13 protein-coding genes are annotated in these 17,547 nt (G+C 69.2%); 7 read left to right on the top strand and 6 right to left on the bottom strand.

What is annotated here, in order from left to right; all coding sequences use genetic code 11:
* The first annotated feature begins 4 nt into the window (after window positions 1-4).
* Entirely contained in the window at window positions 5-775 is a 771-nt protein-coding gene (locus IT293_17210) for a 3-hydroxyacyl-CoA dehydrogenase (protein MCC6766402.1), read from the top strand.
* Between the two features lie 36 nt (window positions 776-811).
* Here IT293_17210 and dcd read toward each other — a convergent pair whose 3' ends face one another.
* Window positions 812-1,423, bottom strand: a complete 612-nt coding sequence (gene dcd, locus IT293_17205) for a dCTP deaminase (protein ID MCC6766401.1) — start codon at window positions 1,421-1,423, stop codon at window positions 812-814.
* Window positions 1,424-1,508: 85 nt separating this feature from the next.
* On the opposite strand from dcd, the gene IT293_17200 reads away from it, so the two are divergent.
* Genes IT293_17200 through IT293_17185 form a run of 4 tightly spaced genes read left to right on the top strand, consistent with a single transcriptional unit; the run spans window position 1,509 to window position 9,196 of the window.
* Window positions 1,509-2,051, top strand: coding sequence for an Lrp/AsnC family transcriptional regulator (locus tag IT293_17200; protein ID MCC6766400.1), 543 nt, complete (start codon window positions 1,509-1,511; stop codon window positions 2,049-2,051).
* Window positions 2,052-2,062: 11 nt separating this feature from the next.
* Entirely contained in the window at window positions 2,063-6,598 is a 4,536-nt protein-coding gene (gene gltB, locus IT293_17195; GenBank protein ID MCC6766399.1) for a glutamate synthase large subunit, read from the top strand.
* 10 nt (window positions 6,599-6,608) lie between these two features.
* Window positions 6,609-8,060, top strand: coding sequence for a glutamate synthase subunit beta (locus tag IT293_17190; GenBank protein ID MCC6766398.1), 1,452 nt, complete (start codon window positions 6,609-6,611; stop codon window positions 8,058-8,060).
* A gap of 59 nt (window positions 8,061-8,119) precedes the next feature.
* A complete protein-coding gene (locus tag IT293_17185) occupies window positions 8,120-9,196 on the top strand; it encodes a right-handed parallel beta-helix repeat-containing protein (protein ID MCC6766397.1) in 1,077 nt (358 codons plus the stop codon).
* Window positions 9,197-9,202: 6 nt separating this feature from the next.
* Here the strand turns inward: IT293_17185 and bfr are convergent, their stop codons facing one another.
* The 5 genes from bfr to IT293_17160 form a co-directional block, all read right to left on the bottom strand.
* Window positions 9,203-9,682 (bottom strand): bacterioferritin, encoded by a 480-nt coding sequence (gene bfr / locus IT293_17180; GenBank protein MCC6766396.1) that lies wholly within the window; start codon window positions 9,680-9,682, stop codon window positions 9,203-9,205.
* A 64-nt stretch (window positions 9,683-9,746) separates the two neighbouring features.
* A complete protein-coding gene (locus tag IT293_17175; protein ID MCC6766395.1) occupies window positions 9,747-9,971 on the bottom strand; it encodes a (2Fe-2S)-binding protein in 225 nt (74 codons plus the stop codon).
* 111 nt (window positions 9,972-10,082) lie between these two features.
* Window positions 10,083-11,483, bottom strand: coding sequence for a dihydrolipoyl dehydrogenase (lpdA, locus tag IT293_17170; protein MCC6766394.1), 1,401 nt, complete (start codon window positions 11,481-11,483; stop codon window positions 10,083-10,085).
* Window positions 11,483-12,790: a 2-oxoglutarate dehydrogenase complex dihydrolipoyllysine-residue succinyltransferase gene (odhB, locus tag IT293_17165; GenBank protein ID MCC6766393.1), complete on the bottom strand. Its 1,308-nt coding sequence runs from the start codon at window positions 12,788-12,790 to the stop codon at window positions 11,483-11,485. The genes lpdA and odhB overlap by 1 nt, the downstream gene beginning before the upstream one ends.
* A 41-nt stretch (window positions 12,791-12,831) precedes the next feature.
* Window positions 12,832-15,621 carry a 2-oxoglutarate dehydrogenase E1 component gene (locus tag IT293_17160; protein MCC6766392.1) on the bottom strand — a complete coding sequence of 930 codons (2,790 nt, stop codon included), beginning with the start codon at window positions 15,619-15,621 and terminating at the stop codon, window positions 12,832-12,834.
* A 92-nt stretch (window positions 15,622-15,713) separates the two neighbouring features.
* Here IT293_17160 and glgC point away from each other — a divergent pair, with 92 nt between their 5' ends.
* Both glgC and IT293_17150 read left to right on the top strand, forming a co-directional pair.
* Window positions 15,714-16,961 carry a glucose-1-phosphate adenylyltransferase gene (gene glgC / locus IT293_17155; GenBank protein MCC6766391.1) on the top strand — a complete coding sequence of 416 codons (1,248 nt, stop codon included), beginning with the start codon at window positions 15,714-15,716 and terminating at the stop codon, window positions 16,959-16,961.
* Window positions 16,958-17,545 (top strand): hypothetical protein, encoded by a 588-nt coding sequence (locus tag IT293_17150; protein MCC6766390.1) that lies wholly within the window; start codon window positions 16,958-16,960, stop codon window positions 17,543-17,545. The genes glgC and IT293_17150 overlap by 4 nt, the downstream gene beginning before the upstream one ends.
* Window positions 17,546-17,547: the final 2 nt, after the last annotated feature.

Raw genomic sequence — 17,547 nt, 5'->3', positions numbered from 1 at the left:
TTTCATGAAGCTCGACAGTGTAGTGGCGATCGTGACCGGTGGTGCGTCCGGCCTCGGTGAGGCGACCGTTCGCACGATCGTGGCCGGCGGCGGCCGCGCCGCCATCCTCGACCGGCCTCAGTCTCCGGGCGAGAAGCTCGCCGCGGAACTCGGCGCGAACCAGGCGGTCTTCGCGCCCGCCGACGTCACGTCGGAGGACGAAGTGAAGGCCGCCGTCGACAAGACGGTCGCCGCCTTCGGCAAGGTCAACGCCTGCGTGAACTGCGCCGGCGTCGGCATCGCGCTCCGCACCCTCAGCAAGCAGGGACCGCACCCGCTCGACATGTTCCACATGGTGCTGAAGGTGAACCTGCTCGGCACCTTCAACACGCTCCGGCTCGCCGCCGCCGCCATGGCCACGAACGAGCCGAACGAGGAGAAGGAACGCGGCGTCATCATCAACACCGCGTCGATCGCGGCGTACGACGGCCAGATCGGCCAGGCCGCCTACTCGGCGTCGAAGGGCGGGGTCGTCGGCATGACCCTGCCGATCGCGCGCGACCTGGCCTCCCTCGGCATCCGCGTCTGCACCATCGCCCCCGGCACGTTCGACACGCCGATGCTGGCGCTCCTCCCCCAGGAGCATCGCGACGCGCTCGGCGCCGGCATCCCCTTTCCGTCTCGGCTCGGCCGGCCATCCGAGTTCGCGGCCCTCGCCAGACACATCATCGAGAACTCGATGCTGAACGGCGAGACGATCCGCCTCGACGGCGCGCTGCGGATGCCTCCCAAATAGTCCCCGCTCCGCGCGGCGTGGCCCCTCGCGGTCGGCTCAGATGCGCTGTTGATCCGCGAACCGGCCGGCGTAGACGGCCGAGCCCTCGGCGCGTTGCAGGACGATCTGACAGAGACGGATTCCAGCGCGGATCCGCAGGGGCCGGCCGGCGACGTTCGACATCTCGAGCACCTGCCGGTTGTCGACGCCGGGCGCCACGAACCCCGACGTCACGTGGATCATGAGCCCGAGCCGCGCGTAGCGGCTGCGGCCCTCGAGCCAACCGCCCACGTCGGGAGGAAGGTGGATGCGCTCGCGCGTGATCCCGTGAATCGTCTCGCCGGGCTGCAGCACGTACGGCTCCCTGAGGGGGCGCACCTGCGTCACCGTCCGGTAGTCGGCGTCGTCATCGAGGTCGATGACGGGCGGCCCGCCCTGCATGACGCGGATCTCGTCGCCGAGGTGGAGGTCGACCGATGCGGGACCGACCTGATTCGGCTCGAAGGGGTCGATGACGAGCCGCCCCTCGGCGATTTCGTTCAGGATCACGTCATGGGTGAGGATCACGCGGCGCTCCTTTCGGCGCGGACTGTAGCGGCGCGCCCGGCGGGAGGCGAGCCGGCCGTACGCGGGTCGCGCCCGGGCGTGCCGCGGGCGAAGCGCGGACATCGCACGATGCGGCACCAACCTAATGAAACTTGACAAAATGTCGGTCTGCCTATACGTCTGTTCGGCCGACAGGGGGCGACACCTCATGAAATTAGGCGAAGAGCATCCTGACCTCGATGACATCGACCGCCAGATCCTGACCCTGATGCAGGAGAACTGCCGCCTGCCTCTCGCCAAGATCGGGGAGCGCGTCGGCCTTTCGGCGCCGTCGGTGCTGGAGCGCGTGAAGAAGCTCGAGGATGGCGGGATCATCACCGCCTACCGGGCGGTCGTGGACGCCCGACGCCTCGGCAAGGACATCACCGCCTTCATCGGCGTCTCGACCGGCCATCCGCACGCGATCGACAGCTTCGAGCGCGAGATCGAGTCGCTCGCCGACGTGCTCGAGTGTCACCACGTGACCGGCATCCACACGATGATCCTCAAGGCCAAGACGCGCAACACGTCGTCCCTCGAGGAGCTCATCAGCCGCATCCGCGCGATCGAAGGCGTCGTCCGCACCGAGACGATGGTCGTCCTCTCGACCCACACGGAGCGCAGCCAGATCCCGGTCATCGAGCCCGCGCCCGCTCCCCGACGGGGCCGGCGGATCTCGGAGAAGGCCCTGCATTTGAAGGGCGTGCACTAGGAGGACGACCCATGCACCCGACGCGACCCCCCGGACGCCAAGGCCTCTACGACCCGATGCACGAGCACGACGCGTGCGGCGTCGGCTTCGTCGTCAACATGAAGGGCGAGAAGTCGCACGCGATCATCGAGCAGGGCCTGCAGATCCTGGCGAACCTCACCCACCGCGGCGCCTGCGGCTGCGATCCGCTGACGGGCGACGGCGCCGGCATCCTGACACAGATGCCCGACGCGTTCCTCCGCAAGGCCTGCACGGCGCTCGACGTCACGCTGCCGCCGCTCGGCGAGTACGGCGCCGGGGTGGTGTTCCTCCCCGAGCGGGTCGACGAGCGGAACGAGTGTCTCGAGATGTTCGAGAAGGTGGTCCGCGACGAAGGCCAGCGGCTCCTCGGCTGGCGGCGCGTGCCCGTCGACGCCGACAAGTGCGGCCCCCTGGCGCGTGCGTCGCTGCCCGAGATCCGGCAGATCTTCATCGGGCGCGGGCGCACCACACCGGATCAGGCCGCGCTCGAGCGCAAGCTCTACGTGATCCGCAAGCGCGTCGAACGCCTCGTGCGCGACTCGGGGCTCCGCGATTCGGAGTCATTCTACGTGCCGAGCCTCTCGACTCGGACGATGAACTACAAGGGCCTCCTCCTGCCGGATCAGATCGCGCAATTCTACAAGGACCTGACCGATCCGGCCTTCACGAGCGCCCTCGCTCTCGTCCACCAGCGCTTCAGCACCAACACCTTCCCCTCCTGGGACCGCGCGCACCCGTATCGCTACGTGGCGCACAACGGCGAGATCAACACGCTGCGCGGCAACGTGAACTGGATGCACGCGCGCGAGTCCATGTTCGCTTCCCCGCTCTTCGGCGACGACGTCGAGAATCTCTTCCCGATCATCGCGCCGGGCGGCAGCGACTCGGCGGCATTCGACAACGCGCTCGAGCTCCTCGTCCACACCGGCCGGCCGCTCTCGCACGCGGTCATGATGATGATCCCGGAGGCGTGGCAGAAGCACGAGAGCATGAGCCCGGAAAAGCGGGCCTTCTACCGCTACCATGCGTGCCTCACCGAGGCATGGGACGGCCCGGCCTCGATCGCGTTCAGCGACGGCACCGTCATCGGCGCCGTGCTCGACCGGAACGGCCTCCGACCCTCGCGCTACGTCGTCACGAAGGACGGGCTCGTCGTCATGGCGTCCGAGGTCGGCGTCCTCGACATCGCGCCCGAGAACGTCGTCGCCAAGGGACGCCTGCAACCCGGACGCATGTTCCTCGTCGACCTCGCACAAGGCCGCATCATCGCCGACCAGGAGCTCAAGGCCGCAATCGCGCGCCGCCAGCCGTATCAGCGCTGGCTCGACGAGAGCCTGACGCGCCTCGACGATCTCGAGCCGCCGGCCGGCGTGCCGCCGCCCTACGAGGACGCGGAGCGGCTCACCCGCCAACAGGCGTTCGGCTACACCATGGAGGACCTGAAGTTCCTCATGGCGCCGATGGCGCTGAACGGCCAGGAGGCGGTCGGCTCCATGGGCACCGACACCCCCCTGGCGGTGCTCTCGAACAGGCCGCAGCTCCTCTTCAACTACTTCAAGCAGCTCTTCGCCCAGGTCACGAACCCGCCGATCGACCCGATCCGCGAGGATCTCGTCATGTCGCTCAAGGCGACGATCGGGCGCGAGCAGAACCTCTTCGAGGAAACGCCGGACCATTGCCGGCAGCTCGAGCTCGAGGAGCCGGTCATCGACAACGAGGCGCTCGCCAAGATCAAGAGCCTCGATCGCGACAGGCTGCGAACCGTCACGATCCCGATGCTGTACCGGGTCGCCGACGGCGGCGCCGGAATCGAGAAAGCGCTCTCGGTGCTCTGCTGGGAAGCCGAGGTCGCGATCAGCAACGGCGCAACGCTGCTCGTACTCACCGATCGCGGCCTCGACGAGGAGAACGCGCCGATCCCGAGCCTGCTCGCGACGGCGGCGGTCCATCACCACCTCATCCGCGCGGGCACCCGCACCCGCTGCGGCCTCGTCATCGAGTCCGGCGAGCCGCGCGAGGTGCAGCATTTCTCGCTGCTCGTCGGCTACGGCGCCGGCGCGATCAACCCGTACCTCGCGATCGAGACCGTCACCGAAATGGTCCGCGACGGCATCCTCAAGAGCGTAAGCGAGGACGACGCGGTGGCGCATTACCTGAAGGCGGCCAACAAGGGCATCCTCAAGGTGATGACCAAGATGGGCATCTCGACCATCCAGAGCTACCGGGGCGCCCAGATCTTCGAAGCGATCGGCCTCAACCGCGAGCTCATCGACGCGTACTTCACCAACACCGCCTCGCGCATCGAAGGCATCGGCCTCGATGCGATCGCGGCGGAGAGCCGCGCGCGCCACACGCGCGCCTACACCGTCGCACCCGAGCTCGACGGCCAGCTCGATCCGGGCGGCCACTACCAGTGGCGCCGCCGCGGCGAGTTCCACATGTACAACCCGAACTCGATCGCGAAGCTGCAACACGCCGTCCGCGCCGGCAGCTACGCGCTCTTCAAGCAGTATTCCGCGGTCGTGAACGACGAGAGCCGCAACCTCTGCACGCTGCGCGGCTTGCTCAAGTTCCGGCCGTCGAAGTCGATCCCCCTCGACCAGGTGGAGCCCGCGAGCGAGATCGTCAAGCGCTTCAAGACGGGCGCCATGTCGCTCGGCTCGATCAGCCGCGAGGCCCACGAGAACCTCGCGATCGCGATGAACCGTATCGGCGGCAAGTCCAACACCGGCGAAGGCGGCGAGGATCCCGTGCGCTACGAGCGCGATCCGAACGGCGACTCGCGCCGCAGCGCGATCAAGCAGGTGGCATCGGGGCGTTTCGGCGTCACGAGCCACTACCTGGTCAACGCCGACGAGATCCAGATCAAGATGGCGCAGGGCGCGAAGCCCGGCGAGGGCGGCCAGCTCCCCGGCCACAAGATCGACCAGTACATCGCGAAGATCCGCTACTCGACGCCGGGCGTCGGCCTGATCTCGCCGCCCCCGCACCACGACATCTACTCGATCGAGGATCTGTCGCAGCTCATCCACGACCTGAAGAACGCCAACAACCGGGCGCGCATCAGCGTCAAGCTGGTCGCCGAGGTTGGCGTCGGCACCGTCGCCGCGGGCGTCGCGAAGGCCAAGGCCGACGTCGTGCTGATCAGCGGCCACGACGGCGGAACCGGCGCGTCACCGCTCACCTCCCTCAAGCACGCGGGCATCCCCTGGGAGCTCGGCCTCGCCGAGACCCAGCAGGTGCTCGTGATGAACGACCTGCGCGGCCGCATCCGGGTCGAGACCGACGGTCAGCTGAAGACCGGCCGGGACGTCGCGGTGGCGGCGCTGCTCGGCGCCGAGGAGTTCGGCTTCGCGACGTCGGCCCTCGTGGCGTCGGGCTGTATCCTGATGCGCGTCTGCCACCTCAACACGTGTCCGGTCGGCATCGCCACGCAGGACCCGGTGCTCCGCAAGAAATACGAGGGCAGACCCGAGCACGTCGTGAACCTCATGATGTTCCTCGCCGAGGAGGTTCGGGAGATCATGGCGGAGCTCGGCTTCCGCAACCTCGCCGAGATGGTGGGGCGCGTCGACAAGCTCGAGACCCGCGAGGCGATCGAGCACTGGAAGGCGCGCGGTCTCGATCTGACCGAGATCCTCCACCGCCCCGAGGTCGCGGAGAACGTCGCCATCCACGCGGTCACGACGCAGGATCACGGGCTCGAAGGCGCGCTCGACAACCGGCTCATCGCGACCTGCGGACCCGCGCTCGAGCACCGCACGCCGGTCGAGGCGGCGTTTCCGATCCGCAACGTCAACCGGACGGTCTGCACCATGTTGTCGGCGGAGGTCTCCCGGCGCCACGGCGCGCAGGGCCTGCCGCCCGAGACGATCAGGCTCACGTTCTCCGGCTCGGCCGGCCAGAGCTTCGGCGCCTTCATGGCGCCGGGCATCGCCGTCACCCTCGAGGGCGACGCCAACGACTACTTCGGCAAGGGCATCTCGGGCGGGCGCATCGTCGTGTTCCCGTCCCGCGCCGCGACGTTCGCGCCGGAGGACAACATGATCGTCGGCAACGTCTCGCTCTACGGCGCGACCGGCGGCGAGGTCTTCTGCCGCGGCCAGGCCGGTGAACGGTTCGCCGTCCGCAACAGCGGCGCCACGGCCGTCGTCGAGGGCGTCGGCGACCACGGCTGCGAGTACATGACCAAGGGCATGGTGGTCGTGCTCGGCAAGACCGGCCGCAATTTCGCGGCGGGCATGAGCGGCGGCGTGGCGTACGTGTACGACGTCGACGACGACTTCGCCGGCCACTGCAACAGGAGCATGGTGGAGCTCGATCCGATGCAGGAGGAGGATTTCGCGACCGTGAAAGACCTGATCCGCCGCCACCACGCATACACGGGGAGCAGCGTCGCTTCGGGCATCCTGTCGAACTGGAGCGACGCGGCGGCTCTGTTCAAGAAGGTCATGCCGGTCGAATACCGCAAGGTTCTCGCCGCGGCCCACCTCGACAGCGAGGCCTCGCGCCTCGCTTCGGTCTGAGGCGATCCCCATGGGAAAGATCACCGGTTTTCTGGAGATTCCGCGGGAGATGCCGGCGCGCCGGCCGGTCGCGGAACGTCTGAAGGACTGGCGGGAGCTCGAGGGCAAGCTCCCCGAGGACAAGCTTCAGCAACAGGGCGCGCGCTGCATGGATTGCGGCATCCCCTTCTGTCACAAGGGCTGCCCGCTCGGGAACATCGTCCCCGACTGGAACGACCTCGTGTATCGCGGCCGCTGGAAGGAAGCGCTCGACCGGCTGCACTCGACCAACAATTTTCCCGAGTTCACCGGCCGCGTGTGTCCGGCGCCGTGCGAGGAGGCGTGCGTCCTTCGCATCAACGACGACCCGGTCACCATCAAGCAGATCGAGAAGCAGATCATCGAGTACGCCTTCAAGGAGGGCTGGGTGCCGCCGATCCGGCCGAGTCGTCGGACCGGAAAGCGCGTGGCCGTCGTCGGCTCGGGGCCCGCCGGGCTCGCCGTCGCCGCGCAGTTGAATCGCGCCGGGCACGAGGTCGAGGTGTTCGAGCGCGCCGACCGGATCGGCGGGCTCCTCACCTACGGCATTCCCGACTTCAAGCTCGAGAAGCACGTCGTCGAGCGGCGCTTGCGGCAGATGCGCGAAGAAGGCGTCGTGTTCCACGTCAACGCCAACGTCGGCAGGAACGTCTCCGTCGCCGACCTACGCGCGACGTTCGACGCGATCGTGCTGGCGGGGGGCGCGACGGCCGCACGCGACCTCCCCATCCCCGGCCGTGACCTCAAGGGCATCCACTTCGCGATGGACTTCCTGCCGCAGCAGAACAAGAAGGTCGCGGGCGACACCGTCCCGAACCAGATCCTCGCGACCGGCAAGAACGTCGTGATCCTCGGCGGCGGCGACACCGGCTCCGACTGCCTCGGCACCTCGAATCGCCAAGGCGCCAAGAGCGTGCATCAGTTCGAGCTCCTGCCGAAGCCACCCGAAGAGCGCACCGCGGAGATCGCCCCCTGGCCGTCCTGGCCGATGATCCTCCGGAGCTCCTCGTCGCACGAGGAGGGCGTGATCCGCGATTGGAGCATCAGCACCAAGCGCTTCAGCGGCGACGCCGATGGCAACGTGAAGAAGCTCCACGGCGTCCGCCTCGAATGGAGGAAGGGCGAACACGGCCGCCCGCAGATGGTCGAGGTCCCGGGAAGCGAGTTCGAGCTCGACTGCGACCTCGTGCTTCTGGCCATGGGCTTCGTCGGCCCCGAGAAGGCGGGCATGATCGAGCAGCTCGACGTCGAGCTCGACGAGCGCGGCAACGTCGCCGTCGGCGCCGACTACCAGTCGAGCGTGCCCGGCGTGTTCGCCTGCGGCGACATGCGGCGCGGGCAGTCGCTCGTCGTGTGGGCGATCTGGGAAGGTCGCGAGGCTGCCCGCGGCGTCGACACGTACCTCATGGGGTCAACGATCCTGCCGGCGAGCCCCGAGCTCTGATCCCCGGGCGCGCGGCGGTCCCATTGCGGGCAGGCCCGCGTCCGGCGAGGATGCTCCCCATGCGGATCGCCCCGCTCGCCGGCGGCGCCGTGATCGGCGCCATCGCCGCGGCCGCCCTTGCATTCGCGGGGCGGGCCCCGAACGTGCGCTGCGGCGCCGTCGTCGACGCCGAGGCCGTCCTCGACCGCGACCTCCGCTGCGAAGGGATCGCCGTCACGCTGCGCAATCCGCGCAGCGTGCTGCAGCTGAACGGGCACACCATCGCCTCCGCACGCGCCTGCCCCGACGGCGCCGCGCCGAGCGGCATCGCCGTCGAGGGAACGGCCGACGACGCGCAGATCCTCGGTCCCGGCCTCGTGCAGGGATTCGTGACCGGGGTCGCCGTCGCCGACGCCGTCCGCGTCCAGGTGCGCGACGTCCGGATCGCCGACAGCTGCGGCGTCGGCCTCCTCGTCGTCGGCACCGACGGCGTGCGCGTCCGCGACGGCGTCTTCCACCGCAACGGCCGCAGCAGCGAGGAGGGAGGAGCGATCCGTGTCGAGCAGAGCAAGCGCTTCCTCCTCGACGGAGCGGACGTGTTCGCGAACGCGACGGGCGCGAAGGGCGCCGCGATCGACCTCCGCGACTGCGACCAATGCCGGATCGTCGCCAATCGCATCGTCGCGAACGCCGGACCGGGGCTCCGCCTCGATCCCGAGTCGCGCGGCGCGGTGCTCGAACGAAACGTCGTACTCGATCAGCGCGGCGTCGACGTCTTCGACCAGAGCAACGACGGCACCTACGTCTTCAACCTCTTCGAGCGCGGCGACGGGCTGCGCCCGCCCGCCCTCTGGCCGCCCGCCGGGGTGCGGGCCGCGGCCCCCACGGGGCCGACCGGATGCGGTACGATGCACGCCGTCGCGGGGCCTCTCACGACGGTCGGAATCGAATGCCCGACCGCCGGCGGCGTCCGCGGCGTGCGCAACGGCGTCATCGCGTATCGCCTGCTGAACGCCTTCTCGCTGCAGCCCTTTTCGTCGTCGTGCGATCCTGTCGAGGTCCGTCCCGCGGATGACGGCCACGGCGGCGCGGTGCGCTGCACCAACCCGAATCGCCTCTACCCGGCGTTGCTGGAAGTCACCTGCTGCCTGATGTGACGCCCGTCAGTCGTCGTCTTTCCGCACCTGCTGCGCGAGGTAGTGCGCTTCGCCGATCGTCGCCACGAGGTGCAGCTGGGTCTCGAGCCAATCGAGGTGCTCTTCCTCGCTGACGAGGATGTGCTCCGCGAGCTCGCGCGTCCCGTTGTCGCCCACCTCGGAACAGAGCGCGATGCCCTTGTTCAGGCGCGCGACCGCCTCCACCTCGAGCTGCCGGTCGAGCTTCAACTGCTCCGGCACGGTCTCCCCGACGCTCACCTTGTAGAGCCGTTGCAGGTTCGGGAGGCCTTCCAGGTAGAGGATGCGTTCGATGAGGTCGTCGGCGTGCTTCATCTCGTCGATCGACTCTTTCCGGATATGGGCGGCGAGTGCGCGATAGCCCCAGTTCTGACACATCTTGGCGTGGATGAAGTACTGGTTGACCGAGGTCAGCTCACCGGTCAGGACGTCGTTCAGGAACTCGATGACGCGCTTGTTGCCCTTCATGGATCCCTCCTCCGGTTGCGGGTGGCGCCACGCTAGCACGTCGCGCGGTCCCGTCGAGCGAGACTCAGACCTGCCCGGCCGCGAGCGGGGCGGCGTCGGCCGCGTACGCCGACTCCCGAGCGACCGCGGCGCGACACCGGGCGAGGCATTCGCGGATGAGCGGCTTGCAGCCGCCACAACCGGTCCCGGCGCCGCACCGACGTCCGATCTCCTTCACGGTGGTGGCCCCTGCCGTGATGGTCTCGACGAGCTCGCGTTCGGAGACGTTGGCGCACAGGCACACGATCATGGTTGCCTTTGTAGGGACATTGAGAATCATTTTCAACGACATTTCGTCGAGGAGCGATGTCGCGAGTGAAATCAAAGACTTGAGCCGTCGGAAGGGCGCGACCCCGATACCTTATAGGTGGATCGCGCGCTTCCCGACGGCCAGCGCCGCTTCCTTGAGCGCCTCGGCGAGCGTGGGGTGCGCGTGGACGGAGCGGGCGACGTCCTCCGCGGAGGCGCCGAACTCCATGGCGATCGCGGCTTCCGCGATCAGGTCCGAGGCCCGCGGACCGAGCACGTGGACGCCGACGATCCGGTCGGTTCGCGCGTCGGCGAGCATCTTCACCGAGCCGGTGGTTTCGCCGAGACACCGCGCGCGGGCGTTCGCCTGGAAGGGACAGGCGCCGACCGCGAGCGGGATGCCCTGCTGCGTCGCCTCCTCCTCCGTCAGCCCGACGCTCGCGAGCTCGGGCCACGTGTAGACGACGTTCGGGAGCGCCGCGTAGTTCACGTGGGCCGCGTGTCCGGCCATCATCTCGACCACGGCGGTCCCCTCCTCCTCCGCCTTGTGCGCGAGCATCGGTCCGGCGATGACGTCGCCGATGGCGAACACGCCGGCCACGCTCGTCTCGAAGCGTTCGTTCACGACGACACGGTTGCGCTCGTCGAACGCGACCCCGATCTCACGGGCGCCGAGGCCGTCGGTATGCGGGCGGCGTCCGACGGACACCAGCACGACGTCCGCCTCGATCTCCGACGCCTGCCCCTTCGATTCGAGCGTCACCTTCATGCCGCCGGCGGTTCGCTCGGACTTCACGGCCGCGGTCTGGAGCAGGAACGTCATGCCCTGCTTCTGGAGCGCCTTCTGCAGCGCGATGCCCATCTGGCGGTCCATCATGGGCACGATCCGGTCGAGGAACTCGACGACCGTGACCTTCGCTCCGAGCCGCACCCACACCGATCCGAGCTCGAGGCCGATCGCCCCGCCCCCGATCACGAGCAGATGCTTCGGCACCGCCGGCAACGTGAGCGCTTCGGTCGAGCTCACCACGCGCTCGCCGTCGAACGGCAAGGCCGGCAACGGGCTCGGCTCGCTGCCGCTCGCGATCAGGATCCGATCACCGGCGATCGTCTGCTCGCGGTCGCCGTCGCGCACCACCAGCCGACGGGCATCGGCGAAACGCCCCCGCCCCTTCACCCAGTCGATCTTGTTCTTCTTGAAGAGACCGCTGAGGCCGGAGGTTCCGAGCTTCACGACCTTGTCCTTGCGCGCCATCATCGCCGGAAGGTCGAGGGTGACGCCGCTCGCCCCGATCCCGTGGACGGCGAGGCCGCCCGCCGCCTGATGATAGAGCTCGCTCGAGTCGAGGAGCGCCTTGCTCGGAATGCAGCCGACGTTCAAGCACGTACCGCCGAGCGTCGCGTCCTTCTCGACGACCGCGGTCCGCATGCCGAGCTGGGACGCGCGGATCGCCGCCACGTACCCGCCCGGACCCGAACCGATGACGATCAGGTCGTAGGCTTCGCTCGTCATCACACCTCCAGGAGCAAGCGTGCCGGATCCTCCAGACGCTCTTTCACGCGCACGAGGAACGTCACCGCCTGCTCGCCGTCGACCAGCCGATGATCGTACGACAACGCGAGGTACATCATCGGCCGGACGACGATCTGGTCGTCGACGACGACCGGACGCTTCTCGATCTTGTGCATGCCGAGAATGCCGCTCTGCGGCGGGTTCAGGATCGGCGTCGACAGCAGCGATCCGTAGACGCCTCCGTTCGAGATGGTGAACGTACCGCCCGAGAGATCGTCGATGCTGAGCTTGCCTTCGCGCGCGAGTCCGGCGAGTCGGAGGATCTCGCGCTCGATCTCGGCAAACGACCGCCGGTGCGCGTTCCGCACCACCGGCACGACGAGCCCCCGCTCGGTGCCGACGGCGACCCCGAGGTGCACGAAGTGCCTGTAGACGACGTCGTCGCCGCGGATCTCGGCGTTGACCGCGGGGACCTCCGCGAGCGCGGTGACGCAGGCGCGCGCGAAGAACGACATGAACCCGAGCCCGACGCCGTGCGCCTTCTGGAAGCGATCCTTGTGGGCAGCGCGCAGCGTCATGACGGCGCTCAGGTCCACCTCGTTGAAGGTCGTGAGGATCGCCGCCGTGTGCTGCGCCTGGACGAGCCGCTCGGCGATCCGCTTGCGGAGCCGGCTGAGCGGCACGACCTCCTCGCCCTCCTTCGCCGCGCTCGGCGCCGAGACGGGCACGGGGCCGCGCGCCGCCGGCGCCGATGCCGGCGCGATCGACGGAGCCGCGACGGGCGCGGCGGCCGCCGGCGCGGCCTCCTTCTCGAGATGCGCGAGCACGTCGCCTTTCGTGAGGCGGCCTCCCCTCCCCGACGCGGAGATGGCGGCGGGATCGAGCGCGTGCTCGTCGATCAAATGACGAACGGCCGGGCTGAGCGGCCCGACGGGTCGCGGCGGCGACTTCGCCGGCCCTGCGGGCGGAGGCGCGCTCGGGAGCGGCGACGGGGCGGCGGGTGCCGTGGGAGGCGGCGCGGCCGCGGGAGGCGGCGCGGCCGCGGACGGGCTCGGCACCGCGGCAGATGCGCCCCCCTCCTCGACGCGCGCCACGACCTCGCCGACCGCCACGGTCGCACCCGCTTCCTTCACGATGCGGAGCACGCCGGCGCGCTCGGCGGCGATCTCCATGCTCGCCTTGTCGGTCTCGAGCTCGAGCAGGATCTCGTCGCGCTCCACGCGCTCGCCGTCCTGCTTCGCCCAGCGCACGATGACGCCCTCCGTCACCGATTCGCCGAGCGTCGGAATCCGCACCTCGAACGCCATACCGTCCTGTCCTCCTGCCCGCGCGGGTCCGCGCCCGAGTCTCAGCGCGCGAACGCCCGATTGATGAGCTCGGCTTCTTCTTGCTGGTGGATCTTGTAGGAGCCGGTCGCCGGGCTCGCGGCCGCCCGCCGCCCGACGTACGCAAGCGTGTGGGTGTCCGGCAGCACGGAACGCATCTGGTTCCAGATGAAGTGCCAGGCGCCCATGTTGGACGGCTCTTCCTGCACCCAGAACACCTGCCGCGCCGCCGGGTAGCCGGCGAGGATCCCGACGAGCTCCTGGCGCGGGAACGGATGCAGCTGCTCCACGCGAACGATCGCGGTCGTGTCGATCTCGCGCTCGGTCCGCCCCGCCAGCAGCGAATAGTAGACCTTGCCGCTGCAGAGGATCACGCGCGTCACCTTCCGCGGATCGATCGCGACCCCGACGTCGACGGTCCTCGCCGCCGGCTCGTCGAGCACCGTGCAGAACGCCCCGTCGGTGAGCTCGCGCGCCGACGATACCGCCCACTTGTACCGCAGCAGCATCTTCGGGCTCATGATGACGAGCGGCTTCCGGAACGAGCGGTGCATCTGGCGGCGCAGCGCGTGGAAGTACTGCGCCGGCGTCGTCAGGTTGCAGACCTGCATGTTCATGTCGGCGCAGAGCTGCAGGTAGCGCTCGAGCCGGGCGCTGGAGTGCTCCGGCCCCTGCCCCTCCATCCCATGCGGGAGGAGCATCACGAGGCCGCTCATGCGCTGCCATTTCGACTCGGAGCTCGCGACGAACTGATCGATGATGACCTGCGCGCCGTTGGCGAAGTCGCCGAACTGCGCTTCCCAGATCACGAGCTTGTGCGGGTCGGCCCAGCTGAACCCGAACTCGAAGCCGAGGACGGCGTTCTCCGACAACATGGTGTCGAGGATGAGGAACTTGCCCTGCCCGGGTCGGATGTTGTCGAGCGGCACCCAGCGGGCCCCGTTTTCGACGTCGTGGAACACGGCGTGGCGATGGCTGAACGTGCCGCGGCCGACGTCCTGGCCGCTCATGCGGACGGGGGTGCCCTCGAGCACGAGCGAGCCGATCGCGAGCGCCTCCGCGCAGCCCCAGTCGATGTGCTCGCCGTCGCGCACCATGGCCGCGCGCTGCTCCATGAGCTTCACCACCTTCGGATTGGGGTGGAAGCCGTCGGGCACCCGTACGAACGCGTCCGCGACTTCACGCAGCACCTCGGCCGACACCGCGGTCTTCGCGGTCCAGTCGTTGCCCGCCCAGCCGAGCCCGCGCCAGAGCCCGCCGAAGGCGAAGACGGGCTGGCGCGGCATGAAGTCGCGCGCGTACGCCTGGGCGTCGTCGAGAAGGTCTCGGAACGCCTTCATCCGCCGATCGACGTCCGCGTCCGTCACCACGCCGTCGGCGACCAGCCGCTTCCGATAGAGGGCGAGCGGCGTCGGGTGATCCGCGACCGCGCGGTACATCACGGGCTGTGTGAAGGTCGGGTCGTCGAGCTCGTTGTGGCCGTGACGCCGGTAGCAGACGAGGTCGATGATCACGTCCTTCTTGAAGCGCTGCCGGAAGGCGATCGCGAGCCGCGCCGCCTGCACGGCGGCCTCGGGATCGTCCCCGTTCACGTGGAAGACCGGCGCCTGGATGATCTTCGACACGTCGCTCGGATACGGCGTGAACCGGTACGACTCGGGCGAGGTCGTGAACCCGATCTGGTTGTTGACGATGATGTGGATGGTCCCGCCGGTGCGATAGCCCTCGAGCTCCGACAGGCCGAGCGTCTCGGCGACGATCCCCTGCCCCGTGAACGCCGCGTCGCCGTGCATCAGCACGGACACGACGCGCGAGCGCTCGCCGTCGCCGAGGTGGTTCTGCTTGGCGCGCACCATACCCTCGATCACCGGATTGATGGCCTCGAGGTGGCTCGGATTCGCGCTGAGCGACAAGTGCACCTTGTGCCCGGCGCGCGTCACGTAGTCGTGCGAGTAGCCCAGGTGATACTTGACGTCGCCGTCGCCCGTCGCCGCCTTCGCGAGAAAGGTCCCCTCGAACTCGGCGAGAATCATCTCGTAGGGCTTCCGGAGGATGTTGGCGAGGACGTTCAGGCGGCCGCGATGCGGCATGCCGAGGACCATCTCCTCGACCCCGAGGCCGCCGGCCTCCTCGACGAGCGTGTCGAGGAGCGGGATCAGCGCGTCGCCACCCTCGAGCGAGAAGCGCTTGGCCGTCGTATAGCGCAGCTGCAGAAACTGCTCGAAGCCTTCCGCCAGCACGAGATCGTCGAGCACGCCGCGGCGCTCGTCGGCCGAGAGCTCGGGTCGGTTCGACGTCGGCTCCATGCGCTCGGCGAGCCAGAGCCGCTGCTCGCGTTCCTGGATGTGGAAGTATTCGACGCCGAAGGTGCGGCAGTAGGTCGCCTGCAGGCGCTCGATCAGCTCGCCCAGGGCCGCCGTCTTGCATCCCTTGAAGTCGGCGCACGTGATGACCCGCTCCATGTCGCTCGGGCTGAAGCCGAACTCGGACGGCTCGAGGAGCGGATGGCCCGCGGGCGACGGCGCGAGCGGATTCAGGTGCGCCATCAGATGGCCGAGCTCGCGGTACGCGTGCACCAGCCCGAACACGCCGAGCACGGGCTCGACGTCGGGCGCGGTCGTGCGGTGGGGCGCGAGGCGCACGACCGGCGCGGCATGTCCGTTGCCGCCGTGGGCGCCGCCGTCGGCCATCTCGAACCCGGCGAAGAACAACGCCCAGCGTTCGTCGACCGAGCCCGGGTCGGCGCGATAGCGCCGATACTGCTCCTCGACGTAGTCGGCGTTGACCCGGCTCACGAAGTCGAGGGAGCTCATGGTCCGCTCCTTTTAGCCTCTCGGGGGGGAGCCCGCTACCGTGGTCACGCGGAGTTCATCCGGCGAAACGTCTTCTGGTACACTGTCGCGTCATGGCCAGAAGCAGCTCGAGCGACGTCGTCGCGATGGTCCTCGCCGGCGGCGAGGGGAAGCGCCTCTACCCACTGACCCGCGACCGGGCCAAGCCGGCCGTCCCCTTCGGCGGCCGCTACCGCATCATCGATTTCGTCCTCTCCAACTTCGTCAACTCGGGCATCTCGAAGATCAGCGTGCTCACCCAGTACAAGGCGGGCTCGTTGATGCAGCACCTGGCGCGCGGCTGGCAGCTGGCCCCCCAGCTCGGACACTACGTCGCGCCCGTCCCGGCCTCCATGAACGTCGGCCCGCAGTGGTTCCGCGGCAGCGCGGATGCCGTCTTCCAGAACCTCGATGTACTCGAGAACGAGCAGCCGCGCGAGGTCTGCGTCTTCGGCGCCGACCACATCTACCAAATGGACGTCTGCCAGATGCTCGAATACCATCGCGAGCGCGGCGCCGACGTCACCGTCGCGGTGATCCCGGTGCCGGCGGCCGACATGGACCAGTTCGGCATCGTCGACTGCAGCGCCGCGGGCACCATCGTCGCCTTCCGTGAAAAGCCGCCCGTCGACGCCGACGCGACGGGCACGCGGCTCGCGTCGATGGGCCTCTACGTCTTCGACTGCGCGGCCCTCGTCCGCGCGGTGACCGCCGACGCCGAGCGCACGGACTCCTCGCACGACTTCGGGAAGGACGTGCTGCCGCGCATGGTCGAAGGCTCGGCGACCGTCGTCGCCTACGATTTCTCGACCAACACGATCCCCGACATGCGCGACGGTCAACGCGGCTACTGGCGCGACGTCGGCACGATCGACATGTATTGGCGGACGTCCGAGGACCTCATCTCGATCAGCCCGCAGCTCAACCTCTACAACCCGCGCTGGCCGACGCTTTCCGCCTACTATCCGCACCCGCCGGCGAAATTCGTCTTCGCCGATCCCGAAGGCCAGCGGCGCGGCGTCGCGATCGACTCGATGGTGTCGGAGGGGTGCATCATCAGCGGCGGCCACGTCGAGCGCTCGATCTTGAGCCCGCGCGTGCGCGTGAACAGCTACGCCCAGGTGAAAGAGTCCATTCTCTTCGACGGCGTCGAGGTCGGCCGCCACGCCCGCGTCCGGCGGGCGATCGTCGACAAGGGCGTGGTCGTCCCGCCCGGCATGACCATCGGTTACGACCCGGCCGAGGACCGGCGCCGCTTCACGGTGAGCGAAGGCGGCGTGGTCGTCGTACCGAAGAACGCCGACCTCGGCGCGCTGCCATGATCCTTCGTCGCCCGGCGCTCGTAGCGGTCCTGACGGCGGTGGCGCTCGCGGCGCTCGCCCGCGCCGCGGCGGCGATGACGGCGCTCCCCGTCGATCTGCCGGCGATGACGGGACAGGCCGCGCGCATCTTCGTGGGACGGGTCGAGCGCGTCACGAGCGGACGCGACCCCCACGGGCTCCCGGCGACCTGGACGACCTTCCGCGTGTCCGAGCGGCTGAAGGGGCCGGCCGAGGACACCATCACCGTGAAGCAGCTCGGCACGAGCCTCGGCGCGGACGGCGCCCACGTGCTGCCGCACCCCGCGCTCCCGCGCTACCACGCCGGGGAGTCGGTCGTCCTCTTCGTGCATCCCGAGAGCGCGCTCGGCTTCACGAGCCCGGTCGGCCTCGGCCAGGGCTGCTTCCACGTCCGCGGCGAGCCCGACGCCGCCGTCGTCGAGAACGAGGTCGGCAACCAGAACCTCGCGCCGCCGACCGCGCCGCGGGCGCTCGCCGCGCCGGGAGCCGCCACGCCTTCGCCCGGCCCCGTGCCGCTCGCGACCTTTCTCTCGCGCGTGCGCGGGCTCGTCGACGCCGGTCGCTGAGG

It is taken from the genome of Deltaproteobacteria bacterium (genome assembly GCA_020848745.1).
Taxonomy (GTDB): domain Bacteria; phylum Desulfobacterota; class Binatia; order UTPRO1; family UTPRO1; genus UTPRO1.
This window is presented reverse-complemented; position numbering and strand designations above follow the sequence as displayed.